The 25,906-nt window shown below is 41.9% G+C and carries 24 protein-coding genes; 22 read left to right on the top strand and 2 right to left on the bottom strand.

Translation table 11 applies throughout. The annotated features are described in order from the left end of the window. Positions 1 to 66: 66 nt before the first annotated feature. The 9 genes from G590_RS0108980 to G590_RS0108940 all read left to right on the top strand — a co-directional run bounded on the left by G590_RS0108980 (position 67) and on the right by G590_RS0108940 (position 9,451). Positions 67 to 546, top strand: a complete 480-nt coding sequence (locus G590_RS0108980) for a hypothetical protein (protein ID WP_022765335.1) — start codon at positions 67 to 69, stop codon at positions 544 to 546. Next, a complete protein-coding gene (locus G590_RS0108975) occupies positions 546 to 1,880 on the top strand; it encodes an exo-beta-N-acetylmuramidase NamZ family protein (protein WP_022765334.1) in 1,335 nt (444 codons plus the stop codon). The genes G590_RS0108980 and G590_RS0108975 overlap by 1 nt, the downstream gene beginning before the upstream one ends. Before the next feature lie 36 nt (positions 1,881 to 1,916). Further along, positions 1,917 to 2,696, top strand: coding sequence for a hypothetical protein (locus G590_RS0108970; RefSeq protein ID WP_022765333.1), 780 nt, complete (start codon positions 1,917 to 1,919; stop codon positions 2,694 to 2,696). Positions 2,697 to 2,748: 52 nt separating this feature from the next. Further along, entirely contained in the window at positions 2,749 to 3,741 is a 993-nt protein-coding gene (locus G590_RS0108965) for a DUF362 domain-containing protein (RefSeq protein WP_022765332.1), read from the top strand. 20 nt (positions 3,742 to 3,761) lie between these two features. After that, on the top strand, positions 3,762 to 4,430 hold the full coding sequence (locus tag G590_RS0108960; RefSeq protein ID WP_022765331.1) for a nitroreductase family protein: 669 nt from the start codon (positions 3,762 to 3,764) through the stop codon (positions 4,428 to 4,430). 46 nt (positions 4,431 to 4,476) lie between these two features. Continuing rightward, positions 4,477 to 5,403 (top strand): LppM family (lipo)protein, encoded by a 927-nt coding sequence (locus G590_RS21645; RefSeq protein ID WP_022765330.1) that lies wholly within the window; start codon positions 4,477 to 4,479, stop codon positions 5,401 to 5,403. A 9-nt stretch (positions 5,404 to 5,412) separates the two neighbouring features. Next, positions 5,413 to 6,240: a deoxyribonuclease IV gene (locus tag G590_RS0108950; protein ID WP_022765329.1), complete on the top strand. Its 828-nt coding sequence runs from the start codon at positions 5,413 to 5,415 to the stop codon at positions 6,238 to 6,240. Between the two features lie 226 nt (positions 6,241 to 6,466). Next, complete coding sequence (locus G590_RS18925; protein WP_022765328.1) at positions 6,467 to 7,516, top strand: PD-(D/E)XK nuclease family transposase; 1,050 nt, start codon at positions 6,467 to 6,469, stop codon at positions 7,514 to 7,516. A 162-nt stretch (positions 7,517 to 7,678) separates the two neighbouring features. Further along, positions 7,679 to 9,451 carry a P-loop NTPase fold protein gene (locus G590_RS0108940; protein WP_022765327.1) on the top strand — a complete coding sequence of 591 codons (1,773 nt, stop codon included), beginning with the start codon at positions 7,679 to 7,681 and terminating at the stop codon, positions 9,449 to 9,451. Positions 9,452 to 9,522: 71 nt separating this feature from the next. Here G590_RS0108940 and G590_RS21310 read toward each other — a convergent pair whose 3' ends face one another. After that, on the bottom strand, positions 9,523 to 9,690 hold the full coding sequence (locus tag G590_RS21310; protein ID WP_022765326.1) for a hypothetical protein: 168 nt from the start codon (positions 9,688 to 9,690) through the stop codon (positions 9,523 to 9,525). Between the two features lie 120 nt (positions 9,691 to 9,810). On the opposite strand from G590_RS21310, the gene G590_RS0108930 reads away from it, so the two are divergent. The 8 genes from G590_RS0108930 to G590_RS0108895 all read left to right on the top strand — a co-directional run bounded on the left by G590_RS0108930 (position 9,811) and on the right by G590_RS0108895 (position 17,002). Next, positions 9,811 to 11,379 (top strand): amidohydrolase, encoded by a 1,569-nt coding sequence (locus tag G590_RS0108930; protein ID WP_022765325.1) that lies wholly within the window; start codon positions 9,811 to 9,813, stop codon positions 11,377 to 11,379. 5 nt (positions 11,380 to 11,384) lie between these two features. Next, positions 11,385 to 12,191 carry a Cof-type HAD-IIB family hydrolase gene (locus tag G590_RS0108925; RefSeq protein ID WP_022765324.1) on the top strand — a complete coding sequence of 269 codons (807 nt, stop codon included), beginning with the start codon at positions 11,385 to 11,387 and terminating at the stop codon, positions 12,189 to 12,191. A 59-nt stretch (positions 12,192 to 12,250) separates the two neighbouring features. After that, positions 12,251 to 12,739: a DUF6630 family protein gene (locus G590_RS0108920; RefSeq protein ID WP_022765323.1), complete on the top strand. Its 489-nt coding sequence runs from the start codon at positions 12,251 to 12,253 to the stop codon at positions 12,737 to 12,739. Between the two features lie 29 nt (positions 12,740 to 12,768). Next, complete coding sequence (locus G590_RS0108915; RefSeq protein WP_022765322.1) at positions 12,769 to 13,674, top strand: YwqG family protein; 906 nt, start codon at positions 12,769 to 12,771, stop codon at positions 13,672 to 13,674. Between the two features lie 33 nt (positions 13,675 to 13,707). After that, positions 13,708 to 14,064: a hypothetical protein gene (locus G590_RS0108910; protein WP_022765321.1), complete on the top strand. Its 357-nt coding sequence runs from the start codon at positions 13,708 to 13,710 to the stop codon at positions 14,062 to 14,064. Between the two features lie 98 nt (positions 14,065 to 14,162). After that, positions 14,163 to 14,912, top strand: coding sequence for a hypothetical protein (locus tag G590_RS0108905; RefSeq protein ID WP_022765320.1), 750 nt, complete (start codon positions 14,163 to 14,165; stop codon positions 14,910 to 14,912). 41 nt (positions 14,913 to 14,953) lie between these two features. Continuing rightward, a complete protein-coding gene (locus tag G590_RS20560; RefSeq protein ID WP_022765319.1) occupies positions 14,954 to 15,421 on the top strand; it encodes a Mor transcription activator family protein in 468 nt (155 codons plus the stop codon). 156 nt (positions 15,422 to 15,577) lie between these two features. Further along, positions 15,578 to 17,002 carry a hypothetical protein gene (locus tag G590_RS0108895; RefSeq protein WP_022765318.1) on the top strand — a complete coding sequence of 475 codons (1,425 nt, stop codon included), beginning with the start codon at positions 15,578 to 15,580 and terminating at the stop codon, positions 17,000 to 17,002. A 10-nt stretch (positions 17,003 to 17,012) separates the two neighbouring features. Here the strand turns inward: G590_RS0108895 and G590_RS0108890 are convergent, their stop codons facing one another. Further along, positions 17,013 to 18,905, bottom strand: coding sequence for a hypothetical protein (locus G590_RS0108890; protein WP_022765317.1), 1,893 nt, complete (start codon positions 18,903 to 18,905; stop codon positions 17,013 to 17,015). Between the two features lie 482 nt (positions 18,906 to 19,387). Here G590_RS0108890 and G590_RS0108885 point away from each other — a divergent pair, with 482 nt between their 5' ends. The 5 genes from G590_RS0108885 to G590_RS0108865 all read left to right on the top strand — a co-directional run bounded on the left by G590_RS0108885 (position 19,388) and on the right by G590_RS0108865 (position 25,849). After that, the gene (locus G590_RS0108885) at positions 19,388 to 20,698 is read left to right on the top strand and encodes a hypothetical protein (RefSeq protein ID WP_022765316.1); all 1,311 of its coding nucleotides are present in this window, start codon (positions 19,388 to 19,390) and stop codon (positions 20,696 to 20,698) included. A gap of 52 nt (positions 20,699 to 20,750) precedes the next feature. After that, positions 20,751 to 21,599: a GIY-YIG nuclease family protein gene (locus tag G590_RS18920; RefSeq protein ID WP_022765315.1), complete on the top strand. Its 849-nt coding sequence runs from the start codon at positions 20,751 to 20,753 to the stop codon at positions 21,597 to 21,599. Positions 21,600 to 21,713: 114 nt separating this feature from the next. Beyond that, positions 21,714 to 22,811 (top strand): nuclease, encoded by a 1,098-nt coding sequence (locus tag G590_RS0108875; protein WP_022765314.1) that lies wholly within the window; start codon positions 21,714 to 21,716, stop codon positions 22,809 to 22,811. Between the two features lie 123 nt (positions 22,812 to 22,934). Next, a complete protein-coding gene (locus tag G590_RS21305) occupies positions 22,935 to 23,840 on the top strand; it encodes a zinc ribbon domain-containing protein (RefSeq protein WP_022765313.1) in 906 nt (301 codons plus the stop codon). Positions 23,841 to 24,826: 986 nt separating this feature from the next. Beyond that, positions 24,827 to 25,849 (top strand): nucleotidyltransferase domain-containing protein, encoded by a 1,023-nt coding sequence (locus G590_RS0108865; RefSeq protein ID WP_022765312.1) that lies wholly within the window; start codon positions 24,827 to 24,829, stop codon positions 25,847 to 25,849. The last annotated feature ends 57 nt before the right edge of the window (positions 25,850 to 25,906 follow it).

Raw genomic sequence — 25,906 nt, 5'->3', positions numbered from 1 at the left:
AACATAACATGCCGCCTGATTTGCTATAATAGATGGAGCACCACAAACACAGGAGAAAAATTCAATATGAGCAAAATATGGGAAATCCTACATAAACCGGATACAGTAGTGTTCTTCGACATAGACGGCACGTTGACAAGCTATAACTACGGAGAGCACCATGCCCACCATGAGCTTGACGGTACGCCACAGTTCAGGGACGTCAACATCTACGCAGACTGCAAGAGGCTCGAGCCCCTGTACAACTACATCAAAAGTCACGATGTGAACAGGCTCTTTTGCATATCAAGAGAACCCCATGGCCATGAGGAGTGGAAATCGGAGATGGTTGAGCGTCTATACGGAATCCCTGCCGACCACTGCTTCTACACCCTGGAAGCTGCCGAGAAGCCACAGATTGTCATTAACAAGGTAAAAGAGCTTTTTCCTGGCATTTCACCTGAATCGGTAGTCCTCATGGATGACAACGACGACACTTTAGGCAGATACATGGCGCAGACACCGTTCTGCACCGCCCACCCAATGATCTTCATGGAGCAACATTAATGCTTAGAAAACCGCTATCTATCATAATGACAGTCGCGCTTGCCCTCAGCTGTGTGGCATGCGGAGACATAGATAATTCGGAAAAAGAGTTTGCTTCGGAGCCGGTATCTGCGGCAGCTACAGCAGAAGCGCCTGAAGCGCCTGAAGAGCCTGAGCCGGAAATCACGGATCCTGCTGTTGAAGCCGAACAACCCTTAACTCTCGGCGATGAGCAGTTTGATGTTTACATCCCACTACTTGCGGGTAAGAGAGTAGCTCTTTTCTCCAACCATACAGGAATAGTGGGTGACAAGGACCAGCATATCCTCGATGCCCTGATAGAGCATGACGTCAATGTCACTGCTGTCTTCTCTCCGGAGCATGGCTTCCGCGGAACAGAAGATGCCGGAGAATCAGTGAATGATTCAATAGATGAAAAGACAGGAGTCCCGATCCTCTCGCTCTATCGCGGAAATTCACACTACCCATCTGCTGAGGATATGGACACCTTCGATGTCCTCGTCGTAGACATGCAGGACGTGGGGCTTCGCTACTATACCTATTACATTTCAATGTACTACCTGATGGACGCCTGCGCGTCGGCGGGAAAAGGAGTTATCATCCTGGACAGGCCCAATCCCAACGGATTCTACGTTGACGGCCCAATCCTTCAGGAGAAATATAAATCAAGAGTGGGGCAGCTCCCGATTCCTATCGTTTATGGAATGACCTGGGGCGAGCTGGCACAGATGATCAACGGCGAAGGGTGGCTTGCCGCAGGCAAAGACGCCTGCAACCTCACTGTTATCCCATGCCTGAACTACACTCACGACATGAAGACTACCCTGATCCGCAGGCCTTCACCAAACCTGAAGGACATGCGTGCGGTCTACCTTTATGCTTCCACCTGCTTTTTCGAGAACACCTACGTCTCCGTGGGGAGAGGCACAGACATGCCTTTTGAGATCTACGGAAGCCCGTACCTGCCGCAGGAGGCCAATCCCTACACCTTCACGCCACAGGACATGGAGGGGGCAAACAACCCGCCCTTCGAGGGAGAACTCTGCTATGGAAAAGACCTTTCGGACATACCCTTAGAAGACATCTGGGCAGCAGGCATCAATCTTAATTACCTCATCGATGCCTACAACGATTTCCACGAAGCCAATCCGGACATGGACTTTTTTGATAACGAGCCAAACGGTGCCAAGTATTGGATTGATTACCTTAGCGGCTCCGATGACCTCCGCAAGCAGATCATTGCCGGCAAGTCCGCCGACGAGATCAAAGCCTCATGGCAGGACGACATCGAGGCCTTCAAGGCTCAACGAGAGCCATACCTGCTCTACGAATAAAATGGACCCCAGGGACCAAAAACGAGGAATTTTTAGATGACTAAGTTTTACTGCAAAACCTGCGACAGATTTTACAACCTTAAGAGCGGACCGAACTATCTTGTTATATGCCCTTTTTGCATGGAGTATGTAGGATCTGAATCAGATTATGGCTTTGGTCCTATCGCTCCTTGTACTGTGACAATCGGAAAAGAGGAGTTTGGAAAAATCCTTCCGGTTGATGGCTACACCTTAGTCTCCGAGAAATACCGTGTCAGGGAGTGGGCAAGAGGCGGCTACAAGGACCTTGAATGCTACAAATCAGCTGCGGAAACGGTAAAAGAGTGGCTGACAGAGCACAACCAGGAGCATGAGTGGTTCAAAGAGCGCAACGAATCATCAAGAAGCAGATATACATACATTGATCTGTATGTCTTCGCTCTTCTGTACGGTGTGGGATTGCAAGACGATGAGCTTTATAAGGAAGCTCTTGATGAAATTCTGATGGCTGATCCGGAGGATGAAGATGCCACCGAGCTTAAGTACCAAACAACCAAGAATGCAGTCATGCATACTTTCAGGCTGATGGAAGAGCGCGACTTTGATAAGGCGGAATTTGGCAAAAGACTCATGGGCGTCCTTGCAGAATACTTCAAAGGCAGTGATCTTTCGTCTTTTGCTGACAGTATGTACAAGCTATGGGGATTTCTGCCATATCGTTTCAGCGAGGAGAAGCCTTTCTGCTACTTGTTCAGCGCAGGCGATCATCTGTCTTACGGCAACCGAGGGGAGTGCTATGATGAACTTGCCACAGCATTCCACTACTATGACGAATAATGACCATTTTTTGTTATAATGAATTCATACCAAAAAAGGAGGTAACAAAGCGATGACTGACGGATCAAGATATGTACCCTACGATGAGAGAACAGGTGCAGAATCTGTTGTATATTTTACAAGAGATTTGTCAGCAGCCGGTATCATGAAAGTGTTTGAGAAGGTGAACCAAAACATCACCGGAAAAGTTGCGATCAAGCTTCACACCGGTGAGCCCAAAGGTCCCAATATCACACCTCCGTCCTGGGTAAAAGAGGTAATGGAAAAAGAGGCGTGCCTTAAAGACGCCAGAATAGTGGAGACCAACACCTTCTATAAAGGCGACAGGTACACCACGGAAGATCACAGAAAGACACTGGCTATCAACGGCTGGGACTTCACGGAAGTAGATATCATGGACGCTGACGGGACAATAACCCTTCCCGTAAACGGCGGCAAGTGGTTTAAAGAGATGAGTCACGGCTCACATATGCTTGACTACGATTCAATGTTTGTGCTGACCCACTTCAAAGGCCACACCATGGGCGGCTTTGGCGGAAGCAACAAGAATATAGGTATCGGATGTGCTGACGGACATGTCGGCAAGATGTGGATCCACGCCAAGAACGGCAACGACTGGGGCGTAAACGAGGAAGAACTCATGGAGAAGATCACTGAGTCCACCAAGGCCACCATCGACCACTTCGGCAAGAACATCACTTATGTGAATGTCATGAGAAACATGAGCGTTTCCTGCGACTGCGAAGGCGTAGACGCAGAGCCTGTTGTTACTCCGAACGTAGGAATCCTGGCTTCAACCGACATCCTGGCAATCGATCAGGCGTGCATCGATCTGGTTTACGCCATGACCGAGGAAGAGCACAAGGCCCTGGTTGAGCGAATCGAAACAAGACACGGCCACAGACAGCTCTCTTACATGAAGGAACTGGGTATGGGCAACGACCGCTACAAACTCATCGACACCGATAACGGCGACACCGAGATCACTCAGAAAGAGGCGGTAAAAGACCTTAAGCCATTCGTAAGGATAGACGCAAGAAAATAAGACATCATATGGAGGAAGGTATGGACATCAAGGAAGCAATTAGGGAAAGACACAGTGTAAGGCAGTACTCAGCTGATCACATTGTTGGGGAGGCAAGGACTACGCTCGAAACCCTTATTCAGCAGTGCAACGAGGAGAGCGGTCTTCACATTCAGCTGATCACAGGGGATCCGGAGTGCTTTGACACATTCATGGCCCACTACGGGAAATTTACGGGAGTCAATAATTACATAGCCATAGTCGGCTCCAAGAAGCTTGATAATCTCGACGAGCTCGGCGGATATTACGGACAAAAGATAGTCCTTGAGGCTCAGATGCTTGGCCTTAATACCTGCTGGGTTGCAGGAACTTACGGCAAGGGCAAGTGCAAAGCCGACATCGATTCAGGGGAGAAGATCCTTTGCGTAATTGCCATAGGTTATGGCCTCAATAAGGGCTCCGCTCATAAGTCAAAAGAGCTTTCGAAGCTCTGCAGTGTTTCGGAAAAAGACATGCCTGACTGGTTCAAGGAGGGCATAGAAGCAGCACTTCTGGCGCCAACAGCCCTCAACCAGCAGAAGTTCTCCATAGGCATCGACGGAGAAGATGCAGTTATCAAGCCCGGCTTTGGACCAATGACCAAAATTGATCTTGGCATAGTCAGATACAATTTTGAAATCGCATCCGGCCACAAGTGTAGGACTGTATAAGGCTGCATACCGGAACCCATCTAAGCACATCAGGAGGATAGAACAATTGAAAAAACTTAGAGCGACACTGGCTTTTTTGGTATGTGCCATATGCCTTACCGGATGCATGAGATTCAACACCACCATTACCGTTAAGGGTAACGGAAAGCTTGATGTATCCATGCTTTACGCCATGATGGATATGTCAGAATATGGCTATGAAGAGGAAGCATTCACTGAGAGCGAAAGGCAGGACCTTATCGATGAAGGCTGGGAAGTGGAAGATTACAACCAGGACGGGTTTGTGGGACTTCTTATAAGCAGGAAAAATGTGACTGCAAATGAACTGAATGAATCCGTGCAAGATTCTCAGTCTGAGTTTTCCGGTGAACTGGGCAATCTGAGTTATACCAGGCAGGGGCTTAAGTATGTTCTCGACTGGCAGGTGTTTGACAGTGCAGAAGCTGAGCAGTTAAGCTCGTTCAAGAACTACTTTAGCATGAGCGGCGGATACATGAAGATGACAGTCGTTCTTCCTGTGAAACCGACAGCAAGTAACGCAACATCGGTTTCAAGTGACGGCAAAACCCTTGAGTGGGACCTTTTGAACCTGGGACCCGATCAGAGCATTCATCTGGAATTTATGCTCATCAATATCTGGCTCATCATTGGCCTGTGCGCTTTGGCGTTTCTTATCGTTATTGGAATCATCCTTGCGATAGTGCTGACATCAAAAAAGAGAAAGGCCGAGCAGATGCAGGCAGCCGGCTATTACCAGCCTGTGAATGATTACCAGCAGCAGGGCCAGTATAACAGCGTACCCGGATTCCAGCAGAATCCGGCACCACAACAGCCAACATATCAGGCATATCAGCAGCCACAGCCAACAGACCTGGTCGCTGACGAACTCGCCAAGCTCAAGAAACTCCTTGATGACGGCGTCATAACTCAGGAGGAGTTTGAGGCTCAGAAGAACAAATTATTGAATAAGTAAGAGAAAATCATGATCTACATAGGATGTCATTTAACGGTTACAAACGGATATGAAGCAATGGGCCGCCAGATGGTGGACTTTGGCGGGAACACCTTTGCGTGGTTCACCCGAAACCCCAGAGGCGGTAAGTCAAAAGACATTGTTCCCGAGGACGTTAGGGCGCTTTCAGCGGTCCTTGCAAAAAAGAGCTTTGGAAAGCTTGTAGCGCACGGCAGTTATACCATGAATCTGTGCTCGGCCAATCCTGAGACAAGAGCAAACGGACTTGATATGCTCAAAAAAGACCTTGAGAAGATGGAGTATCTTCCAGGGCAGTACTACAATTTCCATCCCGGTTCACATACCGGACAGGGAGCGGAAGCAGGAATAGAGCAGATTGCTGACGGCCTGAATAAAGCTCTTTTCCCGGAAATGCAGACAACGGTGCTACTGGAGACGATGGCCGGAAAGGGCTCCGAAGTCGGAAGAAACTTTGAGGAGTTAAAAGAGATCATTGACAGAGTAGAGCTTAAGGACAAGCTTGGAGTGTGCTTTGATACATGCCATACCTGGGATTCGGGCTATGACATCGTAAATGACCTCGATGGCGTTCTGGACAAGTTTGATAAGATCATCGGCCTGGACAGACTGAAGGCAGTTCATTTCAACGACAGCAAGAACCCCTGTGGCGCCGCAAAAGACCGCCACGAGAAGCTTGGGCAGGGCTTCATCGGAATGGAAGCTATGAAGCGCATAGCGCAACACCCGGCTTTCGACGGGCTGCCATTCATTCTGGAAACCCCGAATGACGATGAAGGATATTTACAGGAAATCGCTACAGTAAAGAGCTGGATGTAAAAACGGGAGTCACGAAGTCTCGGTACAGATTGACACACAATATTTCCCGCCACGTTTGTGGTGGGATTTTTTAATTCTTAAGAAATCTTAAGAAATTTCGATGGTAAATCTTAAGAATTTGATGATAGGATAGGTTTTGTGCCCGTTCCGGGCCGCTTGTCACATTCTGTGGCGGGATCAGCGCTTCGCTGAGAGATTTCAACTATTTTTAGAAAAGAGGTATTTTATGAACACAAGGTATCAAAACCTGGCACAGTATTTTCCTATCATCAGGGAGGAAGCACAAATAAGAAAGGAGATTGAGGAAAACCCGGAGCTTAGTGCAATCTTTGACAGCTGGCGCAAAGATCAGCAGGAGGATTTTCTGTCTATCTGCTCCGGGGCAAAAGGAGTGAAAATGCTCTATGACAGCTTTTTTAAGGAAATACTTAATCCTGAGGCTACTCCGGAGAGATTATCGAAACTGCTGAGCGTCCTGATCGGACGGGAGGTAACCGTTAAATACCAGCTCCCAAATGACAACTCACGCCTCGGCGATGAGATGTCGCTAGTTATCACAGATATTGTTGTGGAGCTTGAAGATGGCACCATCGCTAATGTAGAAGTTCAGAAACTTGGCTATGCTTTTACCGGCGAAAGAGCTTCCTGCTACTCGGCCGATCTTCTGTTGCGCCAGTACAAGCGTGTTAGAGACGCCATGAAAGAAAACTTCACCTACAAGGATGTCCACCCTGTCTATACCATTGTCTTTCTTGAAACCAGTCCAAAAGTCTTTAAGGAATTCAAAGACAATTATTTGCATACATTTTTTACAGTCTCAGACAGCGGACTTTCGTTGAATATGTTGCAGAATTTCATATTCATTCCGGTTGATATTTTCCTGGCGAAACTCCATAATAAGGGTATAGAGAGTGAACTTGATGCGTGGCTTACGTTCCTTGGTTGTGACGAGCCGGAGTATATAATCAAGCTTTTAGATGATTATCCATATTTCAAGCCACTATACGATGATCTTTACAACATGTGTCTGAACACGGAAAGGATGATTAATATGTTTTCAAAAGAACTTCAAATCCTCGACCGAAACACAGTTAAATACATGATTGATGAGCTTCAGGATGAACTGAATGAGGCCAAAGATCAGTTAGATGAGGCCAAAGATCAGTTAAATGCAGCTAATGACTCAATATTGGAGAAAGACAAGACAATATCAGAGAAAGACAAGACAATTGCTGCGCTTCAGGCAGAACTTGCCAAACTGAAAAATACTAATTGAATAACATTTAGCACTTCAAGGCGCAGCTTCAATTTGAGGCTGCGTTTTATATTGCAAAATAAGTCAAAAGAACCGTCCCCGTGACTTCTTGTAGCAAACACAGCATTTTTCAACACAATACCTCTTTGTATGGTGTACAATACATTAGTGGAGGAAAAAAGTATGGATTATGAAAAGGGGATAATCACGGAGATAAAAAGGTATCTGGACGATACCACATATCAATATGCAATTCTCATAAACGGAGGCTGGGGAATCGGCAAGACTTATTTTATTGAGAATAAGCTCATCCCTGCTCTGAATGACACCAAATATGCAATCAAGTATATATCTCTCTACGGTTGCAACTCCAGAGAGAGCGTAAGAGATACCATAGTCGAGAAGATCCTTGGAGACCTGATATCCGAGAAGCTTGAAAGCAAAGCTACCGAAAACGTCCACGGCGACGTCAAAGAAAAGAGGATTAAAACCCTTCATGCGGGTAGCGGTCTTTTGAAAAGAGCCATGAAAGTCCTTATCTCAAAAGAAATAATAGACGGTGATATCTTAGAGATGGTCCAGGGAGCCATCAAAGACAACACCAGCCTGGAAAATACTTTCCTTATCCTGGATGATGTCGAGAGATGCTACTGTTCCCCGGACGAGATCATGGGCGCACTGAACGATCTTGTTGAACACGACAAGACCAAGATGCTCATTGTCGCTAATGAAGCTGAAATCGGAAGTTACAACGCTGACAATGCCAGATTGTCAGAAAGATACCAAAAGATCAGGGAGAAGCTGATAGGTATCACAATCGATTACACCCCTGATCTCGTAGATGTCATGCACCACATCATAAAAAGAGTTAATGACGCCGGCCTGAAGGAAATACTGAAAAGCCAGGTAGCCCGGTATAAGCAGTACATGCAGGTATACAACCATTATAATTTCAGGACATTTCAGTTTTTCATAAGCAAGATCAAGTTCTTATATGACAGCTACTCCAAGATGTCTTTTGAAAAAGACATGCCGGATTCCATAGCACAGGATATGGTCATGCAGTGTTTTTTATCCGCGCTTAAATATAAAGCGAACATACCGGACGACAAAGTAAAGGGCAGGATCACACTTAAATTTGTAGAAACATATGTAGTTTCCGGAATCTATAACGAAGAGCGTGCCAAAACAAAGCTGTCAGACTACTTTGACGATTATTACAGGAATGCAATACCCGATGATGATGCGGCCAAACTGCTTGAGAACGAGTATTTAAAGCACGATCCCGAATGGGTCAACGAACAGGTGGAACAGATAATAAAGAACCTGAAAAAGAATAAATATCCTCCGCAGAGATACGGAGATATCCTGGAAACAATCATGCTCTTTAAGGATCATCTGGATCAGAACCCAAATGCTTATGCAAAAGCTCTTTCGCTGATGAAAAGAAATATTGATAAAATGTTTGAACCATCGTTATTTATCCCGCTTTCCAGATATCGGATCGACCCTACAAAGCAAGAGCAGTATGAAGACTCTGTTGCCGAATTAAACAGCCTTATCAAAAAGGCCAATGCAAACATGGATAACACCCTTAGTTCGGTATTGTCGGACAACGACTGGGTCAACAGCCTGAAAAAGCGCCTGAATGACAGACATGGTCATTGGAGGGGTGAGATCATTTTTGACATGGTGGAACCAATTGACTGGGTCAATCGCCTCATCAATTCAAGTTCGGAGCAGCTTTATGAATTTAACCAATACATCCTAAAACTATACACCGGTTCTTACGAGCCGGTAGAGGAAGATGTCAAGTGTATCAAGGAAATCGTCGAGTCTATTGACAGCTTGATTGAAAACGGCGACGCAACAGACTGGATACAGGAAGAGAATCTCAGGCGTCTACGAGAAATACTTTACAATCTGCTACCCGAAGAAGAGTCTTTCCTGGAATAATATTAAATTTTCCGCAAAATAAAAGTGGCAAAAGTTAAACCTTTTGCCACTTTTTTGATCATCGAAACCGCTTACTGCTTGAACAGTCCACCGGCCAGATCCTTGATATCTCCAAGATCAAGCTTGTCGTCTGCAACTGCAGCCTGAACCTTCTTGATATCATCTTCGGAAACGTCGATGTTGGCTTTCTTTAAGACCTCAACTCCCTGCTTGGGATCAGCCTTGGCAATCTGAGCCATAAGCTCTTGTTGATCTCTATCGGCATTCTCGGAATTGACATAATTTCCCTCCTGATTGTCACACGAGCATAGGTTGTGCGATATAATGGAAAAGACAATTAAACAGTCCGGGGGGATAGCATGAAAGTATATGTGGGGAACATTTTAACAGTCAACAGGAACAACGACGTTGCACGGTACCTTGTGGAGGACCGGGGCAGGATCGTCTATGTGGGAAAAGAGCTCCCGGAGGAATACACAGGCGCTCCAAAAGTGGAGCTTGGAAAGAGAGCCCTGATCCCGTCGTTTTGCGATACTCATCAGCACTTCGCATCTTTTTCGACATTCCATGCGGGACTCAATGTCATGGAATGCAATACCAATGAGGAAATCCTGCAGAATATCAAGGAATTCAAGGGCAGATGTAAGGAAAAGATCATGATCACCTTTGGAGCATCACCTTATTCCGTTGAGGAAAAGAGACTTGTAAGCCGCGAGGAGATCGACTCGGTCTGCGCTGAGAAGCCCGTCTTCATGGTCAAATACGACGGCCATGCGTGTGTTGTAAACACCGCACTTCTAAAGCTTGTCGACGATAAGGTCAGGAACCTCAGGGGCTACCATCCTGATACCGGTGAGATGAATCAGGAAGCCTTCTTTGCAGTATCTGACTATATCACCAATTCGATACAGATTCCCACTCTTATTAAAAATATGCAGAGCGCCGTGGACTATCAGGCATCCAAGGGCATCGGAATGATCCATACCGTCAGTGGTGTCGGCTTCCCTCTCAACATGGATATCACCATGGAGAAGCTTGTGGCAAAGAGCGTCCAGCACGGTTTCCAGATCAGGGTGTTCCCACAGTCTCTCAACATCAAAGTTGCAACAAGCAGAAAACTGCCCAGAATAGGCGGATGTTTTGAGTGCGCACTGGATGGATGCTTTGGCTCGCATGATGCGTCCATGAACGAACCATATGTGGATGAGATCGGCGGAAACGGAGTACTCTACTATTCTGATGAGAAGGTAATCGATTTCTGTAAGGCTGCCAACAGAGCGGGGCTTCAGATAGAGATGCATGCCATAGGTGACAGGGCATTCGATCAGGCTACAAGGGCTATCAAGGCAGCGCTTGATGATTATCCGAGAGCAGACCACAGACACGGGATTATTCATGACTGCCTCCCGACAGCGGAAGGCCTCAAGATATGCAGGGATTACAACATCCAGCTTCCGATGCAGATCGCATTTGATAACTGGAGGCAGGAGCCGGCTGAGTATACAGAGAGCATCCTCGGCAAGGAGAGAAACTCAAGACTCAATCCTGTAAAGAGCTTTATGGATGCTGGATGTATAGTATCATTCGGCAGTGACGGACCATGCACGGATCCGGATCCGATCGTGTGGCTTCACAAGGCAGTAAACCACAGCAATCCGTCAGAAGCAGTAACAGTTCAGGATGCGCTCAGGATGTGCACCTACAACGGCTACTACACAACCTTTGACGAGAAGGAAAGAGGTTCTCTGGAAAAAGACAAAGTGGCAGACATGGTCATTCTCTCAGAGAACCCCTATGAGATGCCTTCTGACAGGTTAAAAGAGCTGAAGGTTGAAAAGCTCATTCTGGCAGGCGAAGAGTACAGGCCACAGACAAGGTCAGTTGTCGGGACAGTGGTGAGTGGATTATTATCATCAGGGAGATATTGACACCAATGGATTTTAAAATAGTTTTTTCAGACATAGACGGAACACTTTTAAACAGTAATCACAGAATGCTCAAGGGAACACTTGATGCAGTGTTTGCCCTCAGGAAAGCGAACATCCCCTTTGTCATTGTGACAGCCAGAGGCCCTTCGGGAGTGCGCCCGATCTTTAAAAGATATGGGTTTACCTGTCCGATGATCTGCTATAGCGGAGCGCTTATCATTGATGAAAATGATAAAATAATTTACTCTGAGGGATTTGGTGCTGATGACGCAAGAGCTATCATTTCTTATATAGAGACGGAAGAATTTTACTGCACATGGAACATCTATTCAGAAGAATTGTGGATTGTTAATGACAGGAACGACAGCCGCGTTCGTACAGAGGAGGATATCGTTGAGGTCTGTGCCACGGAGGGCAGCATAGAACTTCTGCCACAGGATGCAATAATAGGAAAGCTTCTTTGTATGTGTGAGCCGGAAGCAATATGTGCGATAGAATATGAATTGAAAAAGAGATTTCCAAATCTCTCTATAGTTAAGTCTTCAGATGTTCTTCTTGAAATCATGGGTAAGGGGATCACAAAGGCAGGCGGAGTCAGGCGTGTGTGCTCGGATATGAATATTCCGCCAGAGAAGGCAGTTGCTTTTGGTGACCATTTCAATGATGCTGAAATGCTAAGATCCGTAGGTATTCCTTTCCTGATGGGAAATGCTCCGGAGGAGATGAAGAAGGAATTCTCATGTGTGATCGGAAGTAACGATGAGGAGAGCATTTCTACGGCTCTTAGGAATATCGGGCTATTTAAAGTATAATCGAACCGAAGAGTACAGGGTCAAAAAATAAGAAAAGCTGAATTACAGGAGGAGAAATAGTGGTTACAGAAGTATACAAGGAGATTGCAGATATTCTTGGAATCCCGGAAGATAAGCAGGGGATGATAGACAATCCAAGGCAGTACTATGCCGATAACGCCGAGAGATATGAAGAAAGAAGTATTGAAGGCGATGATGTTGACGATGACGTGATCAGGTGGTATGGCATCATTGATGAAATGTTGGATGAGCAAAAAGGCTGGGGCTTTGACTTTAGCTTTTACCTGGAAGATTTCACGGATTGCGTTGAGGCGATAATGCCGGAAGAGTTGTCTTTAGACGGAATACCTCTTAATGAAGATGACGATATTACTGTCTGGGCCAAGGCCATCAATGATGCCTGGCAAGAATCCGGGTATGTATTTGCTGCGCTTGAGATAGACGGCGACGAATTTGATACTTTCGTATGCACAAAGAGCGACTACGAGAAACTGGTTGCACTGGCAAAAAGTATAGGCCACAGGATCGATATGGTCCAGAATCTTTAAAACAATAAAAATGAGACTTGGGAGAAACAATGGGGATTTTTGACATTTTTAAGAAAACGGCTACAGACAAAATCAAGGCAGATGTCTACGTGGAAGAGAACAAGCTTGTTATTCCGCGCGAGAAGCTGGATGTGATTATAGAGAGCATCAAGAAGGATACAGTAAGAAAAGTCATAAATATCAAAACAGATGAAAAGGCAGATCTAAAGCTTACAGAGAGTAAGTTTGGAGGCTATCCTTACTGGCCTTCAGGCATGGAGTATCCGGTAAACTCAGCAGGTGATAAGCTTGTTCTTCTTGCGCAGATCAACCTCTCAGATGTTAACGATCCGCTCCTTCCGGATGCAGGTCTTTTGCAGTTCTTAATCAGCTGTGATGATATAAACGGCTTAGATGATGATAAGGGCTACAAGGTTGTTTATCATAAGGACATTGACCCGTCCGTTACAGAGGCAAGTGTAAAAGAGCTCGGTATAAAAGCTTCAAGTGATTTGGATGTAGAAAACGATGAGTACATGCCACTTTCTAAGAGCTACGCACTGACATTTTCTGAAGATACAGAGTACATCAATCATAGATGTAATACCTTTGAGAAGGCATTTTCTGACAGGTTAAAAGAGCTCTATGACATCGATATGGATGAGATAGAAATCGACGGTTACTACAAGCTCTACAATTTCATGAATAAAGAGGATTATGAGTATCTTACAGATGCTTTAAACGATGGCACGGGTCATAAGATTTTCGGCTATCCGTTCTTTACTCAGGAAGATCCTCGAGAGAATGGAGAAAACGATATTCTTCTCTTCCAGATGGATACAGATGGCGAAGACATCATGTGGGGAGACTCCGGAGTGGGCGGTTTCTTCATAAGCGAAGAGAATCTCAGGAACCTGGATTTCGATAAAGCAGTTTACAACTGGGATTGCTACTGATTGGACTGAAGAGAGAAAACTGCCTGATAGAGGATGAAGAATAAATATGTCGATTATGTTGGTGGTAAAAAGAGATTGTTCAGACGCTCAAAGAAGGTGCTGATCTATCTGCGCGAACCCATGAGTCCTATTGATAAAAAGGCATACGAAGATATGATGTACATACTGGGCTACAGGGATATCCTCGTTCTTGATTCCAATACAGTTTTCGGAGGAGGATCTTCGGAGGAAGCTATCTGGTGGATGGACGAAAACGAAGGTAAGCTCGACTGTGCCATAGAGATCACAAAAGACGAACCATTGGGCTACGCACGAAGTGCTTTTGAAGACTTCAAGAAAGACTGTAAGAGGTGGGGAGTAGATCCGGCGAAGGTGATGGATCAGGGATAAAACAAACAGGTATCATGCTTGGAACTTGATAACAATGACAACTCAGCCATTATGGTGCTGGGACGAAAAAATGAAATTTTCAAAGGAGCTTATTAGATATGATAAACGATTTGATACATTCTATCAGACAGGATAGTATTCGTTTGGAACTTATGAAAGAGGAATTTGATACCGTTATCTGTTATCCGGGGGCGGGGGCGGATATCTATCCGTGTGCGATTATAGAGAAAGTCGACAATGAGAAGCTGAAAATCCCAAATTACAAGGATAAATCAGTTTTATACTTATTTTGCGATCCTTCTTTTACTACTGATGAAAGTGTTCAGAATAATTATTTGTACAGTAAATATATTACGAATCTGTGCGGAAAAAAGAATATACGAATAGAGCAGTTGCTAGAAATCTGTGAGGAGAGTGGATTATATAAGGATGGCTATAGTTCGTATAAGAACGTAGAGGAAATGATGTCTTTTTCGAGAATTAACTATGACATTGAAGAATCGGTAGAGGGGTACTATTGTAAGCTGGTGATAGCCAGCAAAGTATGCCATATTCTTATGCTTACATGTGAAGCCAAGCGGTTATGGAAACTATTAGAGCAATTTAAGATAAGTGTTGAAGGAGCATTTTTATGGGATGTGCAGAATTGGGGGATAGCAGAATCAATTGAGAATGTGCAAAAAGAGTACTTGCCCAAATGGATTATAGGTAATCGATATAGAAAATTTGGTGGGTATGGTCATCTGTACAAAGGAAATAAGTACGAAGAAGAAGTTGCCAAATTGATTTTTGAGGTTCGTGGCGCGGACTATGATCCAGAACAAATCAGCATTGGTTATCTCTTATGAAATAGTAAAAAGATGAATTGTATCGATTGAGAAGAATCATAATGACAATTTATCATGAAAAACAGGCTTGGTTAATGCTAAGCCTGTTTTTTGTTCGCGTAAAATTATCGCTCCAGTATGAAAGGAGAGCAGTGCGCAAAAATGAAATAATTGCCTGCAAATTTCATATGAGAAAAACAGGGAAAACAACAACTGATAGTTTCAAAAAAAAATCTGTAGAATTCTGTGAGGAGGTGGTGATGGCTATAAATAGTAATCCAGAACGTTATAGTGGTGTATATAAAGAAATCGCAGAATTATTGGGAGATGCTGCAGCAATAAAGGTCTGGAAGCGTTTTTCTGGTTTAAATATCACTTTCCCTCAAAAACTATATTCTAAGGAATACACCAGGCGGTTCATCTCGGAAAACATGAACTCATTGACCCCACATGAGATAGCTAAAAGAGTCAGTTTGTCAGAAAGACGAGTGCGACAAATTATTTCTGAGATAAGAGATGGAAAAGAATAGATTTTGTTAATTAAATTAGCGTGATGTAGTGTCATGACTATCTGGTAATTTGTGACACAATGTTTCGTAAGAATTTAGCTATTTAGTTATGTTGCTAAAGCAATGTGGATTGCTAGCATACAAGTAATAAAAGAAATCAAAGGGAGAAATAGTATTATGAAGAGAAAATGTTACTTTTTGGCGATTGGTATAGCTTCACTAATAATGGTAGCCTGTGGAAGCAATAATCAGGGTGTTGATTCTAGACCAATAGATGACGATGCGAAAGCTGATCTCAAGACTTCAACATCAACAGCAGCTTTTGTTGAAGCCACAGAAGATTCTATAGAGGAATCTTATGAAGAGCCGAAGCTTTCTTATGATACAACCATTGAGGAAACTGTTCTGCTTGATGACGGAACAGTTAAGATAACAGCAAAAAGTTTAGAGTTTGAATACAACGCTCCGGTGTTGAGCATAGAGTTTTCAAATGACGGGGACAAAACACTTGAATTCATAAGCGGCTCTTTAGGATATAACTGCAATTCAATAAATGATTACATGACAGAATCTATTTATTGTAATGTCAGTGTTGATCCCGGAAAAACTACAGTTGAAAATGTAAGATTGAGTCCTGAGGAACTCATGCTTTTTGGAATCTCTCACATTAAAGAGATTGGTATTGCTTTTGATATTCAAGACAAGGAATATAACGAATATGCAAAGACTGGACCACTTAATATATCTACTTCAGATGCAGATATACCAGACTCGTCTAATAACACGTTTTTGGATGGTGTGAATCATGGCTCGTTTGAGAATATAACAGAGTATGCGCTTGATTTTGTAAGAGTAGAAGATCCTATAGGATATGATAGTATAAAAGTTCTTGCTGAGGGAATGGTTACAAATAGTGAAGATGAATCTACTGTTTTTGTTGAGATGGAAAATGTATCAGATAAGCAGCTATACTTTTCTTCATCTGATATCGAGGTAAATGGACTTATGCTTTCATCTGGAAGATGGCAAACTTCATTAGTTAATCCTGGAAAAAAACTTGTGTATCTCTTTGATATTTCAGATGTTGCAGATCATACAGGAGGAACATTTGAAGATTTAGGAATAACTAATCTTGCGTTGTTGTCATTTGAGGCAGAGGTAATTGATCTAAACATGAATACATTGCTTGAAAAGAGAATAGATATACCTCTTTCTGATGAAGATGCGACTTTGGAAAATTCAGGAACAGAAGTATATAATGCAAACAGCTTTAGAATTCTCTCACAGAAAATTATAGCGGATGAGTACGATAATTATCATATAATTCTTCAGGTAGAGAATAATTCTTCTGGAGAGGCAAATTTTGATGTGAAATATGATTCACTATCATTAAATGACGAAATGATAAGTTCATTCATTTCGTACGATGTTACAGTATCCCCAACTCAGAAGGGAATTCTTAATATAGAGATTAGTGACTCTGCATTGGACAAAACGAGCATAACTGATGTTACAGATGTTGAGTCAGCCGAATGTACCATAGAGATAAAGGATGAACATTATAATGACATTGATTCTCCGGTAATAACAATGACATATTGACAAGTTATTATCAGCCTCCTGCTATCCTTATTTTTCCGTTTCCTAAAGCTGAAACCGCCATTCCTTGAAATTCAGAAAGCTTGTCTTGGAGTTTGATTTTGCTAATGGCGCTTTCAGCTAGCGATTTACCTGTTGAAATTGTTTCTGGTACTATGGTTTCAAAGCCGTTTTCTCCGCGGATTTCCAAGATCACCTCTTTTCCGACCTCATATCCGACTGATGCAACCATAGCGCCAGCCATGCTACCTGCAACATAGGCAAAAGGAATAAATGGAAACAAGGCTTGCAGTAATGCACCTGATGCCTGGGATGCGATTGCAATAAAAATGTCCTGTGCCATAAAGTCTGCGTATTCTGCTTCTGTAATCTGCCCCTGAGACAACTGATAGCCAAATCTCGTTGCATCAATAATTAGTACTGTCAATGTTCCTATGGTTTCCGGAGAAATATTCGTGTATGCTGCTCCGAATTTTCCGGATTGGAATGCAATAACAAGTGCACTGCTGATAGATCCTTCAACAAATCCTTCTGATCCGGCCAAAACACCTTCTATACCGACTTCTTTTAAAGCTTTTTCGTCAATTTTCCCTTCTTTTGCAGCTGAAATAATTATGGAATAAAGGTCTGGTCCTATAGCGAATGCTGTACTGACAGCTGCAGACTGTAGCCCTGCATTAAGAGACTGCTTCAAAATATATTTAGTTGTTATAAGCTGTGAAGGTGTTATGCCAAAGTCGGCAAGATCAAGATCTCCTTCACGGGTTAGCTCAACCAACTGTTTTGCTTCTGCCTCGGTAAGTGGTTTTGACTGAGTCCCATCAGGTGCTTCTATTCTATCTGCTAAACTATCAAGGGTTTCCTGTAGCTCAGGAGAGAATTTTTGACGTTCTACACTCTCGCTGGTGCTCATTTTGGCTTTCCTTTTTGTTAGATATTCTCTTGCATCATCAAGCTGATCAGCAGGGATTAACCTATTTTGTCCGGAGTAAAGCGAATCATATAAAGAATCCAAGGGCTTGTCGTATTGGGCTAAATATTCGGATTCTGTCATTGGCTCTTTACCGTGTCGTAGCTCGTGTGAGGCATATTCATGATAATCTTCAATAAAAGTCTTTGCTTGAGCGTTTGCTGAGGAACTAGCATCTTTATAATATTTTGAACTGTAATCTTGAGTGTAGTCTTTTCCCTGGATCTGCACATCGACCGAAGCTTTGGCATTAGAATCGGGACGTACGGCCTTGTATTCTGAACCGTCTAATGCGGCTTCAATATTGAAAGTGTTAGTGTGCCATATCTCAGCAGCAAATCCGGCATCCTGCTGAATAGTTCTTGCGCTTATAACTTTGTCGTTTAATTCTTTTTGCATAAGGGCAGAGTGCTCAGAGATAGTTTTTTGTACAGTGTTTACATAGTTTTGACCTTTCAGTGATGCGATTGCTACACCGGTGTATTTTGATGCATAGTCCCATCCAGACTTGAATTTGGTAGTATCAATATTTGAGACATACTCCTTTATTGAGTTTCCTGCTGATTGCGCTGCTGTTGAAGCTGAATTATATGCTTTTGAAGCATTTTCAGAAATATATCCACCGGTTTCAGTTGCCTTTTCTTTTGCCTTATCAGCAGCTTCCTTTGAAACTTTTCCTGCGTTACCAACTGCTTCCTGTGTGGCCTTTTCTGCTTTCTCTGCAATATCTTGAGCAGCTTTTCCTGCAGAATTGGCCTTTTCTTTGGCGGCATTTCCTGCATTGTTTAAAGCATCCTTTGTTGCTGAGCCTGCATCTGAGGCTGCTTCCTTGATTTTATCTATATCTACAGCATATGAATTAATTTTTGTGAATGGCAGGCTCACTGTACTCGCAAAAACAACTAATGACAGTATAAAAGAAATCGCTTTTCGCATGACAAACACCTTTCATAGAAATAATGATCATTAACTTAAATTTCCAGCATTGATTAGTATATGTTTGTTGAATGAAAATTGCTATAGAGAATGTTAAAAATAATGCACATTTTGAAACGGCTTTTCATAATTTGTGAATGATTTTTGATTCGTTATTTCATAATCGTGTCTTGATATTTTGAACAATAAATTGAAGATAAAAGAAGACGTTTACTATCGATGGTTTAAGGTATCTAAACATGATGTTGAAGGGATATTGACTTACGATATCTGAGGTTGGGAGTGTGATTGGCATAATTTATTGCATCATTATATTGCGTTTATAAATAGTTTACATATCGATGATACAATGGTGTCTGTAGTAATAGAACTGTAGTCAAGATGGGGAGTCAATGTCAGTAATACGTATGCATTTCTGATTTGTTGATGATTATTTAGTAGTTTAATCAATTTGTAATAGACAACATAAAGGAGAAAAGGTGATGTCAAAGAATTCAATCAGAACTATCTTTTTAGCAGGGAATATGATTCTTGGTATGGTGGTTTTGTCTGGGTGTTCTCAAGAAGTGACTGATCATAATATTTCTATTACGATTGATACAAATACATATGATGGATTGTATACAGGAATGCTTAGTGATGGTAAGCCATCGGGACAGGCCAAATTTGTAGTGAAAATAGATGATACAAGTAACTGGGTCTATAGTGGGGGATTTTCTGATGGGGTGTTCTCTGGAGAAGGAACAGTAGAGATGTATCCTTGCAAAGTTAAAATAGGAGTGCAGAACGACGAAGGCATTTATAGTGGAGAGGTTAATGGAGGCATCATAAATGGCAAAGGGACATACAGCTCTGCGTTGGGCTGGTCCTATGTGGGCGATTTTAAAGATGGAGCAATAAAAGGGGAAGGAGAGGTAAAAGCATTTCCATTTAAACTGTCATATGAAAATAAGACAGTTGAAGGGAATTATGAAGGCGCTGTTATTGATGGTATACCTAATGGAAAAGGGAACTTTGAGGGCGAAGTAGAGAGTACAAAGATTAGATATGAAGGTGAATGGACAGATGGCGCTTTATCCGGAGAAGGAAGTCTTAAATCTTCTTCATATACAGTCCCGTTTGCTGATGGAGCGGAAAGAACTGGAGAGTATGAAGGGACTACTTTTGATGGCAGAGCTGATGGAGATGGAATTTTTACAGCTACAAATACTAATGGCGATAAATATACATATACCGGTGAGTTTAAAGAAGGAACATTTGAAGGGATTGGAACAATTGATTTTGAGAACGAGGATATAACAGACTATACTGGACATTTTGCCAAAGGAATGAATACCCCAACAAAATCGGAATTGATTGTTTATTTGGGTACGATAAAGAGTTTTATAGAATATGATGTTATTGATGATTCAGTAAAATTTATAGATACTCACGAAAAGCTCTTTATGGCTGATAATCCAGAATCTCTTGAACCATTCATAAATACAGAAATAACATTAAATGAGCTTTACAAGACTCCGCATGAATATTCGGATGAGATATTTACTGTTAGTACAAAAAATATTACGCAAATACGTCAAGAGGATCTTTTTGACAAGACTATAACTTGGTTCATAACTGATGATAAAAACTACAACAGAATATTCGTTGTTTGTGATGGGAAGCTTCCTGAAGTAAATAAAAATGATAAGGTGAAGGTGTACGGATTACCTATTGGTATTGGCAGTTACAAAAATGCATTTAATAGTGTCATGAATGCATACGTTATTTATGGCTGTTACGTTAGCAAGTAAATAATGTGAAAGTGAAATGATGGATCTGAAATGATAGTACAGGAGGAATAAAGTGCATTTATCGTCTATATTTACAGAATATGGAGTAGATATCAAGAATACGAAGCTTGTCAGGCATCCTCTAAACAAAACAGACATTAGAGAGGTTTATGAGAGAGGAATGATTGAGGCCTATCAAAATAGCCAGTCAAAAAATATCTTTGATAACTGTAAATATATTGCGGCTTTTGTAGGAATGGCCGGAACAGAAGCTTTGTTTATTGGTATGTATGAAATTATAGGTGTTGAATACGGCGAAGCAGTAGCACAGCACATGCCTCAAGACTATCCTTATCCTGATCATTTTGACAATAACCATAGATACTATGATATGAGAAAAATGGATGTGATGGCTGACTTGGTAAATAAATTGGTTATAGACTGGGGAAAAGGGGCCTTGGCATGGTTTCAGTGGGCTGAAAACGACAAAGAAGTGCTATCAATCGCCAGCAGGAATGAAATACCATTTCCTGGATATGAGGAGGTGATTCTTACGTATACTGAGCTATCAGATATAGTGAATGGCGATATCCGATATCAAAAATGGCGAGATGCACTATCTAATGTAAATGGAATTTATTTGATTTGTGATACAAAAAGAAACAAGCAATATATTGGATCAACATACAATGATATAGGTATACTTGGCAGATGGGGTGAGTATGTAAAAACGCTTGATGGCGGAGACGTAGGAATAAAAGAACATCTGAAGGAATATCCGGGAGCACATTATGATTTTCAGTACACTATACTGCGAGTTTTACCCAAACCGATATCTGTAAATGAAGCAACGCAGGTTGAAAGTCTATATAAAAACAAACTATGTACAAGAAATGAGGAGTATGGATTAAACAGAAACTAAGATAGAATTTAATGTGCAAAAAAATGTAAATTAACGGAGATGAGTTGATAAATCAGGGATATATTCCTTGTAAGAAATACATTCAATAAAACATATAGGAGGAATTGGACTAAGATGAAAGCTTGGAGCATTGTTCAGTGGGCATTGGCAGGATTTATAGCTTTGTTTGCAATAGTGGCATTTGCTACTAGCGGAGGTATTCTTAGTGGATTGCTTTTTCTGGCGCTAGCAGTGGTGATTTCACCACTTAGAAAAAAGATTTTTGCATTATTACCTGAGAAATTTCAGGGAAGACTAATTGCTATTGCAACAGGTGTTGTTTTAGCCATTGCCAGTTTCGCAACATTTCCATCAACTCAAACAGAAGTAATTGAGGATGACACAGAGGAAGTTGTGGAAGAACGATTTGTTGATCTTGAAGAAAAAGCAGACGAAGTGGTATCTGTTTCGCAGGATGGAAACAACATAATTGCTTTATCTTTTTCGGATGACAATGATATAGATATTGTCGAGGGAAACGAGGTTACAACATATTCTGTAAAAGCAGAAGTAAGAGATATGAGCTTATTCTCTGTGAAAGAAATCAAGTTTATTAGTTCGAATTCCAAGATTGCAACCATAGGTTTTGCAGGAATTACTGAAGAAGGAAACTTATCTATAAATGTTAAGGGGATAAACCCGGGTGAAACAGAGGTTTATGCTGTAACAAATGATGGGTCAGTGGAATCTGAACACAAAAAGGTAACTGTGAAGGCTGACGAAGCGAGAATCGCAAAGGAAAAAGAGGCTGCTGAAAAGGCGGAGGCAGAGAAAAAAGCAGTAGAAGAAGCTGAGAGAAAAGCCAATGAGGAAAAACTGGCAAAGGAAAAGGAGACTGCTGAAGAATCTGCTAAAAAAGACGCGGAAATGAAGGCGACCGATGTCGCATCTAGCACGCAGGTGGAGGTGGCACCCGTAAATAATCAGGAGCCTTCAACAAGTACTGGTTCTGGAGTAGAATCTGGTGGCGGAAATGCTGATAATTTTAATACCTACAATAATACTTCACAGCAGAATACCACTGAATATGTACTGAATACAAGTTCAAAGAAATTTCATTATGCTAGTTGTTCTTCTGTTCCCAAAATCAGCCCTGAGAATTATGCTACGGCAACAAATAGGGATGACATTTTAGCGCAAGGATATCAACCTTGTAAAAAATGTAATCCATAGATCGACGTGAGTTACAGCGAGCTATTCTGTGATTTAGATATAGCATATAAGAATTTAGGGAACCTTTATTCTAATGGCATCATTTACAAGTTGTGAATAATAAAAATAGGAGGAAAGAATATCATGAAGTGTCCGAGTTGTGGCGCAGAGGTGGGAAATAGCAAATTTTGCGAGTTCTGTGGAGCCCAGATCTCACTTGAAATGAAAAAGGAACAGGAACAATTAAATAAGCAGGGGTGTCCGAAATGCGGTAGCTCAAATATTAAGTTTAACCGAGAAAATCAGGGCGAAGTGCATGGGAAGAATGCAAAGCGGATTATTCATAGGACAGTCGGCTTTTGTCAGGATTGCGGTCATACCTGGTATCCTGAATCAGCTGCTAATGAAGTCCCCAAGAAGAACAATATGATTTGGTGGGTTTTGGGGTGGATTTTCTTCTTCCCAGCGCCTGTCATGGTTTTGATATGGAGAAAAAAGAACACATGGGATATAAAAGTTAAAATAGCAGTTACTGTTGTGTTCTGGATTGTTTTCTTTGCGATTGGATCAGCTAATAAGTCTTCAGAAAATGCAACGACATCTACAACCATTGAACAAACAGAGACACAAAGCGAAGTAAAAACTGATACTAATGCAAGCGAAAAGGCTGAAAACAAATCTACAACTGAAGAAACAACAGAGATAAAATCTGAAGAAGTAGCTTCGATTGGTAATTATTCTAGTTATGAGGATATTTATGATGAGTATAAACAGAAAATAATAGATGCAACTCCGGGACTTATAGAAGAATATAACAACGAAGCGTCTTCTAATAATGCAGGGTTGGAAGGATTAGCTGAAATATGTAATAACAAGATTAGTAAGCTGGCAGAGATTAGCAATGAAGGAGTTTCTGAAATGGCTGATTTTATGCTCAAGAATGGTAATGGAAGCTATTCGGATTATGAGGATTGGTCAGGCAAGCTCATGCAAGTATATATGGATGAATCTGGAAAGATAACAGATGCGTACATGAAGTCAGCACAATAAGCGTATTCATGCAAAATTACGTGAGAAAATAGCATAAAGAGCTGCAACTTTGGGGAGAAATCCTTGGACTGTGGTTCTTGATTTATTGAAAATCTGAAAGGATAGGTATCTGAAGAACCAATGCCATAAAAGCATAATAACAACAAAAATGAGAACTGCCTTTGATAAGGGTCCAGTTCTCATTTCTTTTTTTGATTGTCATCTTATCCTAATGATATTGTCTGGATGATGGCCTACACTAATATTATTCAGTTTTAGTTATTACCATTGGTAATAGTCATCCTCAGCAATAACTTCGTACCTTGCTATATTATCAAGTGTAAGCATTAAATTGAATATCTGCTAAATTATGTTAAATAAGTGCGTCCCAAAGCTCTATTCTCCTCCCAAAAACAGTACCAAAACGAACGACCATTCATTTTGATGTATTTCGAAGAAATGCAGTGAAAAACTATATATTGTATTTTGATTTAAGAAAATTGTTCGAAAATCACAACCTATACAGGGAGGATTTTTGGACTCTTATTTTTTTATCATGTAAACAACAGAAACAGAGATGAACTGAGAATAACCATTTAGTTGAAAACCAAAGAAACAATTGGAGGTAAATAGATATGTTGACTTTGAGTATTATCGCTATCGGCTTGGCACCTGTGCCCTTTATGTAGATAAATGAAAGTGAGGTATGGCAATAGAAAGGAGTACTTAATAATGGGTATATCGATAATAATATTTATAATTGGTATTATTGGCCTATTTACCAACCATGGTGTCTTATCCTATTTTTGATTTTTAATCTCGGTTGTGATATTCATTCCAACTTTCTTATATGGGTATGGAAGAAGGCTGGATTATCAGATTAAAAGCGGAAGAGCATGTGGGTTTGCCATTTGCTATAATGAAAGAGCTTATTCTATATACAGTCACATGGAACAATACAAAATGGAAGCACTGAGATTATATCATACAGAGGATAACCGACGATAATGGATTTTAAACAGCTAATGAATTCCGAGGAATACGACTTTCTCAGAACCAATGAAAGACTTGGAAACAGAATCATGCTCCTTGGTCTTGGTGGGAGCTACGCCTATGGAACCAATAATGATAACAGCGATATTGATTTCAGAGGTGTTACTCTTCAGATGCCATCAGACCTTTTGGGACTGACGGAGTTTGAACAGTATGAAGATGACAAGACTGACACTGTGATTTATGGCTTCAACAAATTGGTGAAGCTTCTTTTGGAGTGCAATCCGAACACCTGCGAAATGCTTGGCCTTGACGAGGACCAATATCTTATCAAGTCTGAACTTGGCCAGGAACTGATAGACAATACGCATCTCTTTTTATCCAAAAGAGCTATCAAGTCCTTTGGAGGTTATGCTGATTCACAGCTTCGAAGACTTCAGAATGCAATAGCAAGAGATACCCTTGCCCAGAGCGAAAGAGAGCAGCACATCCTGAAATCAGTAATGCATGCTCTTGATGATGTGAACAGAAGATACTACGGAAAAACTGATGGTGGCCTTAAACTATACATTGATAAGGCTGAGAATCCTGAACTTGATACTGAGATATTTGTGGATGCCAATTACAAACACTTCCCGCTTCGTGATTATGAAGATGTCTGGAGTGTTATGAGAAGCGTTGTCCGTGACTACGACAAGATCGGTAAACGCAATAAAAAGAAAGACGACAATCACCTCAATAAACATGCAATGCATCTGATCAGGCTCTTTATGATGGCAATCGATATCCTGGAAAAGGGCGAGATCATAACCCATAGAACCGGCGACCTCGACACTCTTCTTGCAATTCGTAGGGGAGACTTCATGGAGGCAGATGGAACTTTTTCTGCAGCTTTCTTTGAGATGCTTGATGAGTATGAAAAGAGACTTGACGAGGCTGCATCGAAGACCAATTTGCCTGATAATCCTGACATGGATAAGGTTGAGAAATTTGTAGAGCGCATCAACAGATATACAGTGACCGGAGAACTTCATTGAAACGATAATTGAATAACAAGTGAGAGAGGCGGGAGATACACACTCCAGCCTCTTTTT

Origin of the sequence: Butyrivibrio sp. XPD2006 (assembly GCF_000420865.1) — a bacterium.
Classification (GTDB): domain Bacteria; phylum Bacillota; class Clostridia; order Lachnospirales; family Lachnospiraceae; genus Butyrivibrio.
The sequence above is the reverse complement of the archived record's forward strand: the minus strand, read 5'-3'. Positions and strand labels throughout refer to the sequence as shown.